Origin of the sequence: Streptomyces sp. NPDC048696, from assembly GCF_043198895.1 — a bacterium.
In the GTDB taxonomy this organism is placed as follows: domain Bacteria; phylum Actinomycetota; class Actinomycetes; order Streptomycetales; family Streptomycetaceae; genus Streptomyces.
Genome location: NZ_JBICVJ010000005.1, coordinates 193,523 through 211,691, shown reverse-complemented (window position 1 = coordinate 211,691; position 18,169 = coordinate 193,523). Strand labels below are relative to the sequence as shown.

At 74.0% G+C, this 18,169-nt stretch carries 11 protein-coding genes; 7 read left to right on the top strand and 4 right to left on the bottom strand.

The features are described from left to right. Positions 1 to 218 precede the first annotated feature (218 nt). The 7 genes from ACGFRG_RS12520 to ACGFRG_RS12490 all read left to right on the top strand — a co-directional run bounded on the left by ACGFRG_RS12520 (position 219) and on the right by ACGFRG_RS12490 (position 9,712). Positions 219 to 1,817, top strand: a complete 1,599-nt coding sequence (locus ACGFRG_RS12520; protein WP_361429968.1) for a dynamin family protein — start codon at positions 219 to 221, stop codon at positions 1,815 to 1,817. 629 nt (positions 1,818 to 2,446) lie between these two features. Then, entirely contained in the window at positions 2,447 to 4,219 is a 1,773-nt protein-coding gene (locus ACGFRG_RS12515; RefSeq protein WP_393263760.1) for a GTPase, read from the top strand. 252 nt (positions 4,220 to 4,471) lie between these two features. Continuing rightward, positions 4,472 to 4,990 (top strand): single-stranded DNA-binding protein, encoded by a 519-nt coding sequence (locus ACGFRG_RS12510; protein WP_361429969.1) that lies wholly within the window; start codon positions 4,472 to 4,474, stop codon positions 4,988 to 4,990. Between the two features lie 219 nt (positions 4,991 to 5,209). After that, positions 5,210 to 6,643 (top strand): LAETG motif-containing sortase-dependent surface protein, encoded by a 1,434-nt coding sequence (locus tag ACGFRG_RS12505; protein ID WP_361429970.1) that lies wholly within the window; start codon positions 5,210 to 5,212, stop codon positions 6,641 to 6,643. A gap of 200 nt (positions 6,644 to 6,843) precedes the next feature. Then, the gene (gene ettA / locus ACGFRG_RS12500; protein WP_393263464.1) at positions 6,844 to 8,508 is read left to right on the top strand and encodes an energy-dependent translational throttle protein EttA; all 1,665 of its coding nucleotides are present in this window, start codon (positions 6,844 to 6,846) and stop codon (positions 8,506 to 8,508) included. Between the two features lie 5 nt (positions 8,509 to 8,513). Further along, a complete protein-coding gene (locus ACGFRG_RS12495; RefSeq protein ID WP_361429972.1) occupies positions 8,514 to 9,041 on the top strand; it encodes a thioesterase family protein in 528 nt (175 codons plus the stop codon). Next, complete coding sequence (locus ACGFRG_RS12490) at positions 9,038 to 9,712, top strand: hypothetical protein (RefSeq protein WP_393263462.1); 675 nt, start codon at positions 9,038 to 9,040, stop codon at positions 9,710 to 9,712. Before ACGFRG_RS12495 ends, ACGFRG_RS12490 begins: the two co-directional genes overlap by 4 nt. Positions 9,713 to 10,196: 484 nt before the next feature. Here the strand turns inward: ACGFRG_RS12490 and ACGFRG_RS12485 are convergent, their stop codons facing one another. The 4 genes from ACGFRG_RS12485 to ACGFRG_RS12470 all read right to left on the bottom strand — a co-directional run bounded on the left by ACGFRG_RS12485 (position 10,197) and on the right by ACGFRG_RS12470 (position 18,095). After that, on the bottom strand, positions 10,197 to 11,162 hold the full coding sequence (locus ACGFRG_RS12485) for an ABC transporter ATP-binding protein (RefSeq protein WP_393263460.1): 966 nt from the start codon (positions 11,160 to 11,162) through the stop codon (positions 10,197 to 10,199). Between the two features lie 246 nt (positions 11,163 to 11,408). Then, complete coding sequence (locus ACGFRG_RS12480; protein ID WP_393263458.1) at positions 11,409 to 14,159, bottom strand: FtsX-like permease family protein; 2,751 nt, start codon at positions 14,157 to 14,159, stop codon at positions 11,409 to 11,411. 1 nt (position 14,160) lies between these two features. Continuing rightward, on the bottom strand, positions 14,161 to 17,460 hold the full coding sequence (locus ACGFRG_RS12475; protein WP_393263456.1) for an FtsX-like permease family protein: 3,300 nt from the start codon (positions 17,458 to 17,460) through the stop codon (positions 14,161 to 14,163). A 230-nt stretch (positions 17,461 to 17,690) separates the two neighbouring features. Beyond that, positions 17,691 to 18,095, bottom strand: coding sequence for a globin (locus tag ACGFRG_RS12470; RefSeq protein WP_361429977.1), 405 nt, complete (start codon positions 18,093 to 18,095; stop codon positions 17,691 to 17,693). Positions 18,096 to 18,169 lie beyond the last annotated feature (74 nt).

Genomic DNA, 18,169 nt, shown 5'->3' with positions numbered 1-18,169 from the left:
CTGCGTGGCACGATGTGGAGGTTCGGTGAAGCGAACCGATAATCGCAGGCGAGCGCGGAACACGCAGCGCTTTTGACGCTTGCGGCGCCGGGTGTTGTGCACTCGTTATGCCTGCGTCCCACTCATCCCGTCTGTCCCGCTGTGTCCGATCGGCGCGCGAAAGCCTCCATACGCTTCAAAAAGGCGCCAAAATTGGGCATTCTTCGCATGTGGTGACCTTGGACGTACGGCCTCAGCTGATCGACGCACTCTCCGCCCTGCGCGACCGGGTCGCCGCCGTGCGTCTTCCGCTGCCCCTGCCGGGGGCGGCGCGGGCGCGGCAGACCCGGGTCGAGCTGCTCGCGCAGCTCGACGACTATTTGCTGCCCCGGCTCAAAGATCCCGAAGCGCCGCTGCTCGCCGTCGTCGGCGGGTCCACCGGCGCCGGCAAGTCCACCCTCGTCAACTCCCTTGTGGGACGGCGGGTCAGCGAGGCCGGGGTGCTGCGCCCCACGACCCGCACCCCCGTACTCGTCTGCCACCCCGACGACCACCACTGGTTCACCGGAATCCGCGTACTGCCGCAGCTCGCCCGCGTATGGCTGCCGCAGCAGAGCGAGGACGCGGAGGGGGAGGAGGGCATCGGCGGGAACGACGCGGAGAACTCCGTACGGGTCGAGACCTCGCGGAACCTGCCGCCCGGCCTCGCCCTGCTCGACGCGCCCGACATCGACTCACTCGTCGTCAGCAATCGGATCCTCGCCGCGCAGTTGATCTGCGCCGCCGACATCTGGGTCATGGTGACGACGGCCTCGCGGTACGCCGACGCCGTGCCCTGGCATCTGCTGCGGACCGCCAAGGAGTACGACGCCACGCTGGTCATCGTCCTGGACCGGGTGCCGCACCAGGTCATCGCCGAGGTGTCGCGGCAGTACGCGGCGCTGCTCACCAGGGCCGGGCTCGGCCAGGTGCCCCGCTTCACCATCCCCGAGCTGCCCGAATCGGCGGGCGGCGGAAGCGGATTGCTTCCCTCCACCGCGGTCGCCCCGCTCGGCCAGTGGCTCACCCACCGCGCCCAGGACGCGGCCGCCCGCCAGCAGGCGGTCGTCCGCACCGCCGTCGGCGTCATCGACTCGCTCAACGCCCGGATGCCCGAGCTCGCCTCCGCCGTCGCCGCGCAGCACGCCGCGGCCGTACGGATGACAGCCGCCGTCGAGGAGGCGTACGAGCGGGAAGGCGCACGCGTGCGGCGCAGGCTGCAGGCGGGGGGCGTGCTCGCCGGGGACGCGCTCACCCGCTGGCGCGCCTACCCACGGGACGCGACCTCGTCCGAACTGCTCGACGCGCTCGTCGAGAGCCTCGCCGAACTGCTCGGCTGCGCCGCCGACGCCGCCGACGACCGGGTCCGCGAGGCCTGGAGCCGCGAGCCCGCGGCGGCGGAGCTGGCCGAGGGCGTACGGGACCGGGAGACCGGCGACCGCATCGAGGTCGCGGTACGGCGCTGGCGGCGGGTCCTGGAGGAGCTGGCCGAGGAGGAGGTGGGCGGGATGGAACGGTCGGTCGCGCCCGCCCCGGAGGCCGTCGCGGCGCTGCTGGCGGCCGCCCTCCTCGGCGGCCGCCGGGCCCGCCGGGCGGGGGAGCGGCTGGCTGAACGCGTCGGCGCCCAGCGCGCGCTCCGGCTCCGCGACCAGGGCGGCGAGCTGGTCGCCACGTACATCGACGAAGTCCTGAACGCCGAACGCGACCGCCGACTCGCCCCACTGGACGCGCTCCAGGTGACCCCCGAGCCCCAGGCCGAGCTGATCGCCGCGCTGTCCCTACTGCAGAAGGAGAGGTGAGCGGGGTGACCGCTCTGACGGATCGGCCCGGGGCCGACCAGCCGGACTCCGAATCCGATCGGTCGGGGGCCGACCAGCCCGAGGCCGGTCGGGCGGGGGCGGACCGGCCCGAGTCCGAGTCCGGGTCCGATCGGTCCGGGGCCGCGTCCGGCCCGGTCGAGGCCACACCATCGGATGACGAGTCGCGTGACGAGCGGGAGGCCGCGTCGACGGGGACCGGCTTGCGTGCCTCCGGGCGGCCCGGGATCGGCCGTCTGGAGACCGTCGGCCCGACCTCGGGGTGGCTCGGCTTCGACCGCCCCTGGGCCGAGCGCCCGCGTACCCGGCGCGCCGAGCCGGCCGGTGGTACGGAAGCTGCCCCCGGTCCCGAGCCGACCGACTCCGCGCCCCGGCCCGACCGCCCCGAGCCCGAGCCTTCGCGCGCCCCGGCCAAAACGGAACCGGCCGACGACGCGCGCGATGCGACGCCTCCCGCACCCGACCGGGCACCCCGCAACGGCACATCCCGCGATGCCGCACCCCGCAACAGCGCACCTCGCGACGCCGCCCCGCGTACCGCCACCGCGGGCCCGGCCCCGCACGCACGTCCCCGCACCCGCGACGCCGTCGGTTCCGCAGCGCGCGCGGCGATCCGCGACGCCGCCACCCCGGCGTCCGACCCCGACACGCGCTCCGGCACCGCCTGGGACGACGGGCTGATCGCTCGACGGGTCAACGAGGAGCAGGCGGTGGAGGTTCCCGAGGAGGAGCCCGAGCCGGTCGAGGCGTACGTACCCATCGGCGGGCCCTACGGAGGCGAGCTGCGGGGGCGGCTCGACGCGTTGCGGGAACTCGTCGGGCTGTCGCGGACGCGGCTGGACGGGAAGACGCTGGCCGAGGCCGGACGGGTGCTCGACGAGGCGGCGGCCCGCCAGCGGCTCTCCGCCCGGCACACCGTCGTCGCCATCGCGGGAGCCACCGGCAGCGGCAAGTCCACGCTGTTCAACGCCCTCGCGGGGACGAACATCTCGGAGACCGGGCTGCGCCGCCCCACCACCGGCGCGCCCATCGCGTGCAGCTGGACGGACGGCGCCGCGGGGCTGCTCGACCGGCTCGGGATCCCGGGGCGGCTGCGGCGCAGACCCCTGCCGAGCGACCCCCACGCCGAGGCGCTGCAAGGGCTCGTCCTCGTCGATCTGCCCGACCTCGACTCGGCCGTGGTCGACCACCGCCGCCAGGCCGACCGCGTCCTCGCGCTGGTGGACGCCGTCGTCTGGGTCGTGGACCCGGAGAAGTACGCGGACGCCGTGCTGCACGAGCGCTATCTGCGGCCGCTCGCCGGGCACGCCGAGGTGAGTTTCGTCGTCCTCAACCAGGTGGACCGGCTGCCCTCGGACGCCGCCGACCAGGTGCTCGACGATCTGCGACGGCTCCTGGACGACGACGGCATGGCGCTCGGCGAGCACGGCGAACCGGGCGCCACCGTGCTGTCGATCTCCGCCCTCACCGGCCAGGGAGTCGTCGAACTGCGCGAACTGCTCAGCCGCTTCGTACAGGAGCGCGGCGCGCCCGAGCGCCGCGTGGCGGCCGATCTGGACGCGGCAGCGGCCGGACTACGTCCGGTGTACGTCGCGGACGGGCGCTCGGGTCTTGACGAACGGGCCCGGGAGGAGTTCACCGACCGGCTCGCGGCCGCGGTCGGCGCGGCCGCGGCGGGCGAGGCGGCCGAGCGCGAGTGGCGGCGCAACGCGAGCCGCGCGTGCGGCACCCCGTGGCTGCGGCTCTGGCGCTGGTACGAGCGGATCCGCGTCCCGGGCCTTGAGTCGCCGCAGCCCAGCGCGCCGCCCGAGGAGGAGGTGACCGCCCGGCAACGCGTCGAGCAGGCCGTGCGCCTGGTCGCGGACGAGGCGGCCGGCGGGCTGCCCGCGCCCTGGGCCACGGCGGTCCGGGAGGCGGCGGTACGGGGCGCCGAGGGGCTGCCGCAGGCCCTGGACGAGCTGGCCGTACGGGCCGAGCAGGAGCGGGGCACCTCGCCGCGGCCCGCGTGGTGGCCCGCGGCGGTCCTGGTGCAGGCGGCCATGACGCTGGTTCAGATCGTCGGCGGGGGCTGGCTGCTCGGCCAGATCGTGGGGGTGCTGCGGCCCGGGCTGCTGGTGCCCGCGCTGGTGATGCTGGCCGGGATCATCGGGGGGCCGCTGGTGGAGTGGGCCTGCGGGGTCGCGGCGCGCGGACCCGGGCGGCGGTACGGGCAGGAGGCCGAGCGCCGCCTGCGGGAGGCCGCGGCGGGCTGCGGCCGCGCGAGGGTCCTCGACCCGATCGCGGCGGAACTGATGCGGTACCGGGAGGTGCGCGAGCAGTACGTGGCGGTGCGGGGGGGTACGGGGGTGCGGGGCGGGTCCGGGGTGCGGGCGGGGGTGTCGTGACGGTGCGTCGGATCGGTGCGTCGGATCGGTGCGCGTCCTGGTCCCGCCGGGTGGATCGGTACGTACGGGGGTGGGCGCGCCACGTTCGGGTGACGGGGTTTTCCACAACTGGCCAGTAGTCCACAGGCCCCGGCACGAGTCCTCCGTCCGGTCCAGCATGGAGATCGACAGCGCAAGGGTTCGATCGGCCGCCTGGGCCGGACGGAGCCGCGACACGTACGACGTGACACGCATGACGGGGGAGTGGTGGGGATGAACGACACGCTGGTGACGCTGGTGGGGAACGCGGCGACCCGGGTCGAGTACCGGGAGTCGGCGACGGGCGGGGTGGCGCGGTTCCGGCTGGCGGTGACCCCGCGCCGGTACGACCGGCAGACCGCCGCCTGGGTCGACGGGCACTCAAGCTTCTACACCGTGTGGGCCTGGCGCACGCTCGGGCTGAATCTGGCGAGCTCGGTCGCGGTGGGCGAACCGCTGGTGGTGCACGGCCGGTTGCGGGTACGCGACCAGGACCAGGACGGGCAGCGCAGATTCTCGGCGGACGTCGAGGCGATCGCGGTGGGCCACGATCTGACGCGCGGGACGTCGGCGTTCCGGCGGGTGGTGAAGGCGGACCCGGCCCTGACGGCTCCGCCCAAGGACCCGGCGGCACAGGCCGGTTCGGCGGCGTCCGACGCGCCGGATCCCGGTTCGGCGGAGCCGCCGCCGCCCGCGGATGCGTCCGCGGATCCGCCCGTGAATCCGCCCGCCGTGGCGGTCAGTGTGCCCTGAACGTCCCGTTCCGTTCTGGAGATTTGTCGATAACCCCAGGTGGGAGTGGGTACCGGCGATAACGATTCCGATTCGGAATGGTTATCTGACCGTATGACCGGGGATCAGGGGGCGCGGCCTCCATAGGATTCGCCGTACTCACGGGGCACTTGAGTCAGCAGGCGAGGCACTTCCCCCACGCGCATGTACGCGAAAGCTCCTCGCCCGAAGGGGAATTCTGTGTTTTCAGTCGTTCACGGGTTTTCTGTACCCAAGTCTGTACGCAAGCGCGGCGCCGCACGCCTCGCGGCCGCTGCGGCCGTCACGGGTCTGGTCGCCGGCGGTGCGATAGCCGGCGCCGGTGCGGCGGTCGCCGACACGCCCGGCCAGCAGCACCAGGGCGGCGCGGTCGCCACCATCAAGGGTCTGGACCCGGACGCCTCGGACCGGGCCGTCATCCACGAGCAGGGCGGTGACCGTCCGGTCGCGGCCGGCCTGTTCCAGATGGTGGTCGACGGCGGCGGCACGCTGCGTACGTACTGCATCGACATCCACAACCCGACCCAGCAGGCCGCGAAGTACCAGGAGACCCCCTGGAGCGGCACCTCGCTGAGCGGCAACCCGGACGCGGGCAAGATCCGTTGGATCCTGGAGCACTCGTACCCGCAGGTGAACGACCTGACGGCGCTCGCCAAGTCGGCCGGCCTCAAGGGTCAGCTGACCAACGGCACGGCCGCCGCCGCCACCCAGGTCGCCATCTGGCGCTTCTCGGACCACGTCCAGGTCGACGCCGTGGACGGCCAGGCCAAGGCGCTGGCGGACTGGCTGAGCAAGTCCGCGCAGAACGTGGCGGAGCCCAAGGCGTCGCTGACCCTCGACAACCCGGCGGTCTCCGGCAAGGCGGGCACCAAGCTCGGCCCGGTCACCGTGCGCACCAACGCCGACAAGGTCACGGTCACCCCGTCCGAGGAGCTCAAGGCGGCCGGGATCAAGGTCGTCGACAAGGCGGGCAAGACCGTCACGGGTGCCAAGAACGGCTCGCAGCTGTTCTTCGACGTCCCCGCGGGCGCCCAGCCGGGCTCGGGCTCGCTGACCGTCCAGGCCACCACGCAGGTGCCGGTCGGCCGCGCGTTCGCCAGTGAGTCCAAGAGCCAGACGCAGATCCTCGCCGGGTCCAGCGACTCCACCGTGAGCGCCGTCGCCAAGGCGACGTGGGCCAAGAAGGGCGCCATTCCGGCCCTGACGGCGGCGAAGAACTGCGCCAAGGGCGGCGTGGACATCACGGCCACCAACAAGGGCGACGAGGCGTTCAGCTTCAAGCTGGCCGGGTTCTCGTACACGATCGGCGCCGGTCAGTCGAAGACCGTCACCGTGCCGGTCGCCGAGGACCAGGCGTACGACTTCGTGATCACCGGGCCGAACGGCTTCAAGCAGGAGTTCAAGGGCGTCCTGGACTGCAAGACGGCCGGCCCCGGCACCACCACGCCGTCGTCGCACCCCAGCCCCGCCTCGGCGGGCGGCACCTCGTCCGGCTCGACCGGTGGCGACCTCGCCGAGACCGGTAGCTCCAGCTCCACCCCGATGATCGCGGGCATCGCGGTCGCGCTGGTCGCGATAGGCGGCGGCGCGGTGTTCTTCCTGCGCCGCAAGAAGGCCGGGACCGCTGGGCACTGACCATGCGACGGTGACGCAGAGCACTCCGTACGCAGAGTGAGCACCCTGTGACAGTGGCCCCGGTGAGCGCAGGCGCACCGGGGCCACTGGCGTTCCGTTCGACCTACCCGTCGAAGCACCCGTTTCCGCCGAGGGGTGGCGGTACGGCAAGATGGGGTGTATCTGCCCACAGCCCGATTCACACTGCCGGACGGTTTCTCTTGGCTGAGTACATCTACACCATGCGCAAGACGCGCAAGGCGCACGGCGACAAGGTGATCCTTGACGACGTCACGCTGAGCTTCCTGCCCGGCGCGAAGATCGGTGTGGTCGGTCCGAACGGTGCCGGTAAGTCCACCGTTCTGAAGATCATGGCGGGCCTTGAGCAGCCCTCCAACGGTGACGCGTTCCTGACGCCGGGCTTCAGTGTCGGCATCCTCATGCAGGAGCCGCAGCTCGACGAGACCAAGACGGTCCTGGAGAACGTGCAGGACGGCGCCGCCGAGATCATGGGCAAGCTGAAGCGCTTCAACGAGGTCGCCGAGCTCATGGCGACGGACTACTCGGACGCGCTCCTTGAGGAGATGGGCAAGCTCCAGGAGGACCTCGACCACGCCAACGCCTGGGACCTCGACGCCCAGCTGGAGCAGGCCATGGACGCGCTGGGCTGCCCGCCCGCCGACTGGCCCGTGGTCAACCTCTCCGGTGGCGAGAAGCGCCGCGTGGCGCTCTGCAAGCTGCTGATCGAGGCGCCCGACCTGCTGCTGCTCGACGAGCCCACCAACCACCTCGACGCCGAGTCGGTGAACTGGCTGGAGCAGCACCTCTCGAAGTACGCGGGCGCCGTCGTCGCGGTCACCCACGACCGGTACTTCCTGAACAACGTCGCCGAGTGGATCCTTGAGCTCGACCGCGGCCGCGCCATCCCGTACGAGGGCAACTACTCCACGTACCTGGACAAGAAGGCGTCCCGCCTCAAGGTCGAGGGCCGCAAGGACGAGAAGCGCGCCAAGCGGCTCAAGGAAGAGCTGGAGTGGGTCCGCTCCAACGCCAAGGGCCGGCAGACCAAGTCCAAGGCGCGCCTCGCCCGTTACGAGGAGATGGCGGCCGAGGCGGACAAGATGCGGAAGCTGGACTTCGAGGAGATCCAGATCCCGCCGGGCCCGCGTCTGGGTTCGATCGTCGTCGAGGTCCAGAACCTCTCCAAGGCCTTCGGCGACAAGGTGCTCATCGACGACCTGTCGTTCACGCTGCCGCGCAACGGCATCGTCGGCGTCATCGGTCCGAACGGCGCGGGCAAGACCACGCTGTTCAAGATGATCCAGGGCCTGGAGACCCCCGACTCGGGCTCCATCCGGGTCGGCGAGACCGTCAAGATCTCGTACGTCGACCAGAGCCGCGCCAACATCGACCCGAAGAAGACCCTTTGGGCCGTGGTGTCGGACGAGCTGGACTACATCAACGTCGGCCAGGTCGAGATGCCCTCGCGCGCGTACGTCTCCGCGTTCGGCTTCAAGGGCCCGGACCAGCAGAAGCCGGCCGGTGTGCTCTCCGGTGGTGAGCGCAACCGCCTCAACCTGGCGCTGACGCTCAAGGAGGGCGGCAACCTGCTGCTCCTCGACGAGCCCACCAACGACCTCGACGTCGAGACGCTCTCCTCGCTGGAGAACGCGCTCCTGGAGTTCCCCGGTGCCGCTGTCGTGATCTCCCACGACCGCTGGTTCCTGGACCGGGTCGCGACGCACATCCTCGCGTACGAGGGCGACTCGAAGTGGTACTGGTTCGAGGGCAACTTCGAGTCGTACGAGAAGAACAAGATCGAGCGGCTCGGAGCCGACGCGGCGCGTCCGCACCGCGCCACCTACAAGAAGCTGACCCGGGGCTGATCCTCTTGGCTCGCCACATCTACAGCTGCCCGCTCCGCTGGTCGGACATGGACGCCTTCGGGCACGTCAACAACGTGGTCTTCCTCCGCTATCTGGAGGAGGCACGTATCGACTTCATGTTCCGGCTGGCGCCGGGGGACGGCTCGCCGTCGTTCTCCGGCGGGTCCGTGGTGGCCCGGCACGAGATCGACTACGTACGGCCGCTGGTGCACCGGCACGCACCGGTGACCGTCGAGTCGTGGGTCACGAAGATCGGCGCGGCGTCGCTGACGATCGCGTACGAGATCAAGGACCCCGAGCAGGTGTATGTGCGGGCGTCGACGGTCGTCGTGCCGTTCGACCTGGCGGCGGGGCGGCCCCGACGGATATCGGCGGAGGAGAAGGCGTTCCTCCAGGAGTACGTCGAGGGTGCGGCGGGCGCGGGGGCTGGCGCCGGGAAGCCGGCGCGCGCGGGCTCGGGTGCGGGCTCTGACTCGTCCGCCTCGTCCGCGGGCTCGGATGCGGACTCCGGTTCGGAGCGGGCCGCGGCATGACCGTGAAGCTGGGCTTCGACGACGCCGGGGAGGTGGCGGATCTCGCCGCCTTCCTGGCGCGGCTGATCCACTACGACCGGTCGGCGGCCGTGCGGCTGCAGGCCGGTGGCGGTGCGGTGGCGGTGTTCGGCCGTCCGCCGTCGTTCGAGGTGCTGGCGATTCGTACGGCCCGGCTGGACGCGGTGGTGGAGCTCGATGTCACCGTGTCGGCGGGTGAGCTCCTTGAGGCGCTGGACGAGCCGGCGTCCGCTGTGGTGGTCCCGCCGTCGGTGACCGGGCCGCCGTGGGCGGGTGTGCTGCCGCCGCGCGGTGGCTGGCAGCAGTTGCCCGGGCTGCCCTCGGCGGCGGAGATCGGCGCGGTGGTCTCGGCGGCGGTCGCGGAGTTCCGGGCGCGGGACGAGGCGTTGCCGGTGGCCGGGCGGACGCGGGCCGAGCGGGACCGGATCGGGCGCGAGATCTGGTCGCGGACGCTGGGATCCACGGGGTTGCCGTTGCGGGCGGTGCACGCGGCGCAGTCGCTGGGGTTCCTGCGGGTCGGTGTGCCTGTGGCGCTGCTTGGTGCGGGGCCGTGGCTGCGGCTGCGGACGCCGTACGGGTCTGTGGCGGTTCGGGTGGGTGGTGCGGCGGGCGTCGCGGGCCTGAAGTTTTCCCCACCCCGCCCGTTCCCTTAACTCTCCGAGGGTGGGTGGGGGTTGAGGCGGGTCTCCCGGGGGCTCCGCCCCGGACCCCCAAGCGGGGCTGCGCCCCTGCACCCCTGCGGGGCTCCGCCCCCGGACCCCCAAGGGGGCTGCGCCCCTGCACCCCCGCGGGGCTCCGCCCCGGACCCCTTTGTCGGGGCTGCGCCCCCTGCACTCCGCTTCGGGGCTCCGGCTGGGTACCTGAGCTCTGCCCCTGCGGGTGGGTGGGTAGCGGGGCTGCGCCCCTGCACCCCGCTTCGTTCGGCTGCGGATCGTGCTGGGTTGCTCGCGCAGTTCCCCGCGCCCCTTGATGGGCCCTTCGGGCCCTCCTTTAGGGGCGCGGGGAACTGCGCGGTCAGCCCCCGCCGGGCCGCAGCTGAACAACGGGGGTCCGGGGGCGGAGCCCCCCGGGGAAACCGGCCCTCGCTCACCACCCGGCCGCCCGCCCAGGGCTTTCGGGAAGGGGTGGGGTGGGGGATCAACCCCCGTCCGGCCACACCTGGATGTGGTCGGACTCCAGTTCCAGCAGGACCCGGCGTTCCATCCGCAGCGCTTCCGTGTACTCCATGGGGAGTTGGAGACGGCCCGCCCGGTCGAGCATGGCGTACTCGCGGGCCACCACCGACTCCTCGCCCGTCGTCTCGTCGACATGCGTGCGGCGCAGCACCTCCGTGGAGGTGCGGCCGTCGCGGATGGCCACCGTGCGGCGCACTTCGCTCGCCACCGTCTGGTCATGGGTGACGATGACGATCGTCGTCCCCAGCTCCTCGTTCGCCGTGCGGAACGCGGCGAAGATCTGCTCGGCCGTGGTCGAGTCGAGTTCGCCGGTCGGCTCGTCGGCCAGGAGTACGGACGGGTTGTTGGCCAGCGCCACCGCGATCGCCACGCGCTGCTGTTCGCCGCCGGACATCTGGTGCGGGCGCCGGTCCCGGCAGTGCGCGACCTCCAGCATGGTGAGGAGGGAGTCCGCCCGGGCCCCACGGGCCGCCCGGCGGGACCCCCCGGCCCGGCCCCTCAGCTGCATCGGCAGCGCCACGTTCTGCGCCGCCGTCAGATACGGCAGCAGGTTCCTCGCCGTCTGCTGCCAGACGAAGCCGACCACCTCGCGGCGGTAGCCGAGCCGCGCCTTCGCGTCCATGGCCAGCAGATCGCGGCCCGCGACCTTCGCCGAGCCCGCGGTCGGCACGTCCAGGCCCGCCAGGATGTTCATCAGCGTCGACTTGCCGCTGCCGGACGCGCCGACCAGGGCCATCAACTCGCCCTCGGTGACCAGGAGATCGAGGCCTTGGAGGGCCTGGACCTCGACGCCGTCCGTGGTGAAGATGCGGACCAGGCGGTCGCAGGCGATCAGGGCGTCGTGGCCGTACGCCGGACGGTCGCGGTGCGCCGTCGCCCGCGCCTCCAGCTCCGCCAGCGACCGCCCGCCGCCCGCATCGGCCTTCATCCCGGTCCCGGTCTCAGTCCCGGTCCCGGTCTCAGTCCCGGTCCCGGTCTCAGTCCCGGTCCCGGTCTCAGTCCCGGTCCCGGTCCCGGTCCCCGCTCCCGTCATCGTCCGACCCCCGTCCCCATGCCCGTTCCCGTCATCGTCCAGCCCCCGTCCCCATGCCCGTTCCCGTCATCGTCCGACCCCCAACCCATCCCCAACCCCATCCCCGTCATCGTCCGGCCCCCGTCCTCATCCCCGTACACCTCATCTCGTGTCGCCCGCCCTCAACTCCGTGATCGAGCCGCGTCGGCTCGTCCACCATGCCTGGGTCGCCGCGACCCCCGCCGCCAGGGCCACCACGCAGGCCGCCGGGAGCGCCAGGGACAGCGGGTCCGCCCGGAGTTCGGCGGTGACCGCGGCCGTCGCGGGGGAGGCCGCCAGGGCCAGGCCCGCCAAGTCGACGCCGGGGGCGAGGAGTTCGGTCGCCGCCCAGCCCGTCAGGGCGCCGCCGACCGCCGCGAGGACCGCCTGCGGCAGTGCCTCCAGGATCAGCAGCCGTCGGCCCTGGCCACGGGTCAGGCCCATGGTCCGCAGCCGCGCCAGCAGTGCCGCCCGCTCCGGCGCGCCCCGCAGCAGCGACAGCAGCAGGGCCAGTGCGGCGAAGCCCGCTCCGGCCGCCACCGCCGCCGTGTAGAGGTCTTCCGCGCCCGTCTGGAGCGGGGAGTCCGTGAGCTGCCGCCTGGTGTCCTTGCGCAGCTGCACCGACGGGGGGTCGTGGGGGTGCGGGCCCGCTGCCGTCCGCACCAGCTCGCGCAGGGCTCTGCCGTCCACCGACGGCCCCGTGATCAGCACCGTCGTCGGGTACTTGGTGCCCAGAGCGGACCCGTCCAGGACGAGGAAGTCGCTCTGCGGGACGGCCGGGGTGCGGGTGCGCACCGCCACGACCTCGACCATCACGTCGTAGCCCGCCACCCGTACCTTGCGGGGGCCCTTGCCCAGGCCCGCCGCCACCTTCGGCGAGGCGATCGCCGGGAGCACACCCCGTGGCGCCCCGGAGGTCGCGGGACCCGAACCCGCCGCTGCCCGCAGCGCGTCCGCCCGGATCGAACCGAGCCCCGTACGAGCCGTCAGCCGTGCGTACGAGTCCGGGTCCGCGCCGATCACCGCCACCCGGTCGCCGTACGGCATCTCCACCCCGTACTCGACGTGCGCGGGCGTCGCGGACGAGACGCCCGGGGCCTTGGCGACCCGGCCGGGCAGGGCGGGCGGCAGCGGGCCCACGCTGTCGATACGCGCGTCCGCGCCCGTCGTGTACAGCGCCGCCCGGTCCCGCGCGTCCGCCACCCCGGCCAGGACCGAGCCGCCGAACGCCGCCGTGGTCAGCGCCGTGAGCAGGGCGAGCAGCGGCAGGACCCCGCCGCCGGGGGCGCGGCCCGCGCGGGCCAGCGAGAGGAAGCCGACCGTGCTGCGCAGCCGGGCCGCCGGGCGGGCCGCCCAGCGCAGGGGCAGCGGATACAGCCGTACGAGCACGAGTGCCGCGATGACGCCCACGAGCACCGGCGCCGAGCTCACCAGCGCGTCGGAGCCCGCCGCGGTGGAGCGGCGGCGCAGGGCCACCACCGCGCCCACCGCCAGGACCAGCAGCGTCAGTTCGGCCACGGTCCGGCGCCGGGACGGCGTGACGCGGACGAGGTCGTCGCGCTCGGCTGAGCGGACCGTGCGATGGGCGAGGACCGCCCGTACCGGCAGGGCCAGGCAGGACACCGCCGTCACCGCGGCCACGGCGAGCAGCGACGTACCGATCCGGCCCGTCGGGACCGCGCGCACCGCGAGGGCCAGGCCGAGCGCGGCCGCCGGGACGGCCACCACCGCCGTCTCGGCGGTCAGGCGGCCGGCGATGCCGCGCAGGGAGCCGCCCCGGGCGCGCAGCAGGGCGAGTTCGCTGGTGCGGCGGGCCGCCGCGAGGCCGCCCGCCATCAGCAGGACCACGCCCGCGACCGTCGCCGTCCCGAAGGTGGCCACCGCGACCACCGGGGTGATCGAGTCGCGTACCGAGGTGAACAGGGTGAGGACCGCGTCGAGTTGGGTCATCAACTGGGTTCCGCCGTCGGTGGCCGCGCGGATGTCGGCGAGGGCCGGGCCGCCCTTCAGGGAGGCGAGCGCGCTCTTGAGGCCGCCCAGCTGCCGGGCGTTCATCGCCCGCGGGTCGGGGGCGATGTCGGTGTACACCTCGGGCTTGCCCGCGGCCCCGGCCAGCGCCGGGGCGGCGTCGGGGCCGAGCAGCAGGCCCGCGTACCAGTAGTGCGGCGAGTCGCGGTCGTTCAGGTCGGACAGGACGAACTCCGGCTCGCGCAGCACCGGTTCGGCGGCCCAGTACGTGGCCGAGGGGCGCAGCGGTTCGACGATGCCGGTGATCCGGAGCGCCAGCGGGTCGGCCATGAGGCGCTTCACATGGATGACCGAACCGGGCGTGATGTGCAGGGCGTCGGCCGTCGCCTTCGTCACCGCCGCCTCCGCCGTCGGTGAGGAGGCGGCGGCCTTGGCGGCGGGGAGGCGGCCGGAGACCAGCCGGGTGTGGTCGCCCGGGGCGGACCGCGCGTCGACGAAGAAGCGCGGTGGCAGCCCCTCGGGCCGGGCCAGCCAGGTGTCCCGTGCGTCGCTCAGGATCTTCTCCGTGGTGCGCACCCCGTACGCCGACTGGCCGCGGTCCGGGCGCAGCGGCGCCGGGATCGTCCGCAGCAGCTCCGCGTAGCCCTGCGCCATCTTGTCGGAGGTGAGGTCCGAACCCGGGACGGGTGTCGCCGCGACCGGGCCGGAGACCCGGATCACGGTGTTGTCCGGGGCGGCCGAGGTCACCGCGTGGCGCAGCCCCCGGTCCTCGTACCGGTCGATGCCGCGCGGCAGCGCCGCGGCCAGGAACGCGGTCAGCAGCACCAGCAGGGCGAGGGCGCCCGCCGCGCCCGGCGCGGTCCGCAGCCGGGTGCGCACCCAGGGGGCGACAGCCTTGGCACTCATCTCAGTCCTCCCCCTGATGACGCAGCGAGACCGCCGGGTCGGTCCGCCGCAGCGCCAGCGCCGCCACGATCAGCAGCGGTACGGCGGCGACCGCGGCGAGCAGCACGGCCAGCTGTCCGGCGGGCAGTTGCACCAGCACCTTCGGCACCGGCCGGGTGGCCTGTTCGGTCAGCACGATCAGCGGCACCACGGCCCTGGTCAGCACTTCCCCGAGGGCGAGACCGACCAGCAGCGCCAGCGCGATCAGCACCCCCTGCTCGGCGGCGATCAGCCGGGCCAGCTGGCGGCGCGGGGCGCCAAGGGCCCGCAGCACCGCGAACTCGGCGCCCCGCTCGCGCAGCGAGCCCGCCGCGCTCACCGCGAAGCCGACCGCCGCCAGCGCCGCCGCGACCAGGGAGGCGGCGGCGAGCGCGGCCTGCGGGCCCGCGCCCAGCGGGTCGTCACGCAGCTGCTCGGCCACCTCGGCGCGGACCACGACCTGCTGCGGGTCGATGTCGGGCCGGGCCCGCAGCGCCGCCGCCGTGCGGGCCGCCTCGCCCGGGGCGGTGGTGAGCCACCACTCGGTCGGCGCGAGGGCGGTGGAGCCGTCGGTGGCGAGCTGGTCGTTGACCGCGCGCAGGTCGAGCAGGAGCGCGCCGCCGTCGTGCTCGGCGGAGCCGCCCGCGCCCGGGCCGGTCGTGGGCACGTCGCGCACCCGGTCGACGACCTTCGCGCGCAGGGTCTGGCCGGCGAGGACGACCGTCACGCTCTGCCCGACCTTGGTCCCGCTGGCGGCGAGGAACCGGTCACCGGCCACGGCCGTCAGCTCCGGCGGCTTCGGCCGGGCGGCGGTGATCCGCACCGTACTGCTCGGCAGCGTGCCCCAGGTGTTGGCGAGCGACATGGTGGCGCCCGTCGAGTACGGCAGGGTGAGCGCCTGGCCTTGGGTAGTGGGGGCCAGTCGGCTCTTCGTCTCCGGCCCGCCGAACTCCACCGAGTCGGCCGTCCAGTGATCGGCGGTGGGCAGGGCGACCGGGGTGGTGCGGCCGTCGCGGCTCACGCCGCGCAGCGCGTCGACGGTGAAGCGGTGCCGCTCGCCCTGTCCCAGCGGGATGGTGAAGTCCAGGTCGATGCCGGTGAGCGCGAGCGGGGCGGCCGGGCGGCCCACCGGCGCGCCCGCCACGGCGTCCAGGGAGACCCGGCGCTCGGCCGGGCGCCCGTCGGCGGCCAGGGTGCCGACCGGGACGGTGTACCGCACGCCGAAGCGGTCCTCGACGACGGCCGTCACATCGACCGGGGTGCGGCCCGTCGTCGGCTTGCCGGACGCGTCCTCGGCGCCCAGGCGCAGCGCGAGGACGAGCTCGGCGGTGTCCGCGGGGAGCAGCGCCCCGGCGCGGGGGGCGCGGGGCGGGGCGAGCTCGCGCGGCAGCGCGGATGCGGAGCCCAGGTCGCCGCGGAGCAGCAGGCCGTCCGCGTGGGCGGTGTCCAGGGCGAGCACGGTGCCGGAGCGGTTGTCGGAGAGCTCCACCGACGAGCGCGCGGCCGGGGCCACGGCCCGTACGCCCGGCAGCTTGTCGTACGAACCGGCCTGGCCCATGGCGGGGGTGCTCGACCCGAAGACCCGTACCGAGGTGCCCGCCCGGAAGTCCGCCTGGTCGTCCTGCGAGCGGTTCCAGGACGCGGACTGGCCGATCGCCAGCATGCCCATGGCGACCGCGAGGACGAGCAGCAGCACCGGGCTCGCGCCGCGCAGCGGGCGGCGGCTGAGCTGCCAGCCCGCCAGCGCCGCCGGAAGGCCGCGGCCCCCGGCCGCCCGGCGTTCGGCCAGGCGCGCGGCGGGCGGGAGCAGCCGCAGGGTCAGTACGGTCCCGGCGAGCAGGGCGAGCGCGGGCGCGGCCACCAGCAGCGGGTCGATGCCGAGGCCGCCGCCCCGGTCGCCGCTCAGCGCCCCGGTCCCGGAGGTCTGCCGGTCCAGCTGCCAGTAGGCGACCCCGGCGATCACCAGGAGCCCGATGTCGGCCCCGGCGCGCACGGACGCGGGCAGGGTGCCCGCCCGGCCGGGCCGCGTGGTGCGCCCGGCGGACAGGGCCGGGGCCACCACGGCCGCCGCGCACCCCAGCGCGACCAGGACCGCCACCAGCCACACCGTGCCGGTGGTGCCGGTGTCCAGGCGCAGGCCGATCCGGGCCAGCGGGCCGTGCCCGGCGAGCAGCCGGGTCAGCGGGCCGGACAGCAGCGGGGCGCAGAGCGCGGCAGGTGCGGCGAGCAGCAGCGCCTCGATGGCCGACAGGGCGAGCAGGCGGCCGCGCGAGCCGCCGCGCGCCCGCAGCAGGGTGCTCTCGCCGGTGCGCTCGCTGCTCAGCAGCCGGGCCACGAGCAGCAGCGCGTACCCGGCGAGCAGCATCAGTTGCAGGGCCACGATCAGCAGCGTCGAGCGCGAGACGAGCAGGGAGCGCTCGGCCCGGTCGAGTATGTCGGGCAGTGCGGTGGAGGCGGCCGCGTCGCCCGCGAACACCCCGCCGTTCACCAGGGACTTGGGGCCCGCCGTGGCCGCCGCGCGCAGGGCGTGGATGCGGCCGGTGGTCAGGGTGGCGAAGTCGGCGGAGGCGAGCCAGGAGGTCTGGCCCGCGCTGACCCGGCCGCCGGTGAGCGCGGCGGGATCGGTGAGCAGCGGCCCGTACGTGGTGAAGTTGACCTTGCGCATGCCCCGGCCGCCGAGGTCGTCCAGCTGCCAGTACGCCTCGGTGGCGTCGACGGGCCGGTAGACGCCGGTGATCACGGCCTTGACCGCCGGGCCGCCGAGCCGGTCGGCGAGCGTCAGGGAGACGGGCCAGGTGCGCAGGCCCAGTTGGGCGGCGGCGGTCTCGGGCAGAGCCGCCTGGACCTCCCCGCGCGCGGTGGGCGCGGCCGGCCAGCTGCCGCCGGTGAGCCTGACCCGGGTGCGGTCGACGGCGGCGAAGAGCGTGAGATCGGGGTCGCCCTTGCGCTCTCCCGGCGGCTGGAGCGAGCGCGGCAGGGCGTAGGGCCCGGACTGGGTCAACTCGCGGGTGGTGACCGGCAGTCCGTCGAAGGTGCGGGCCGCTCCCTCGCGTACGGCGGTGTCGGCGGCCTGCCGGTTGCGCTCCTGGACGTTCGCCTTGACGGTGAGGGCGGCGGGCACGGCCGAGCGGGTCTGCAGGGTGTGGCGCAGGGCGGCGTCGCCGATGGAGCCGGAGAACGCGGTCAGGGCGGCGAGCACCGAGGTGGTGAGCAGGACCGCGAGCAGTGCGGCGGCGAGCAGCAGCCGGTGCGCGCGCACCCGCAGAAACACGAATCCCGCCACCTACGGCCCCCCAGACCCCTCGTTCCCCCGAACGTCTGTCCAGTTGTGCTGACAGGCGACGATGCTTTCAGAGGGCACGGGTCGGTGGAAACCGCTTGCGGACCGGACAGGGGCGACCTTCATCCGATCGTGACCGGAATGCGATCGTGGATTGCCGCATTCCGGTGGCGGACCGGATGGAACGTCAACTTCCGTTTAGCTCGGCGGTGTTGACCGTCGCTCTTCGGTCGCTATTCGGCCGTGTTGACCATCGAGGCGGCCGCGTACGTCAGATAGTTCCAGAGCGTCGTCCGGTGCTCATCGGAGAGCCCCAGCTCGTCGACGGCCTCGCGCATATGGGTCAGCCAGGCGTCGTGCGCGGCCCGGTCGACGGTGAACGGCGCGTGCCGCATCCGCAGCCGGGGGTGACCGCGGTGGTCGCTGTAGGTGCGCGGGCCGCCCCAGTACTGGATGAGGAACAGCACAAGGCGCTCCTCGGCCGGGCCCAGATCGCCCTCCGGGTACATCGGCCGCAGCAGCGGGTCCTCGGCGACGCCCTGGTAGAAGCGGTGGACCAGGCGCCGGAAGGTCTCCTCGCCGCCGACCTGCTCGTAGAAGGTCTGCTCCTGAAGCGTGCCGCGCGGAATCTCGGTCACGTGTATATGCCTCGCAATGTCATTCAGGCGTGCCCCCGGGCTCGGCCGGGGGTCCGGGGGTTGTCCCCCGGGAG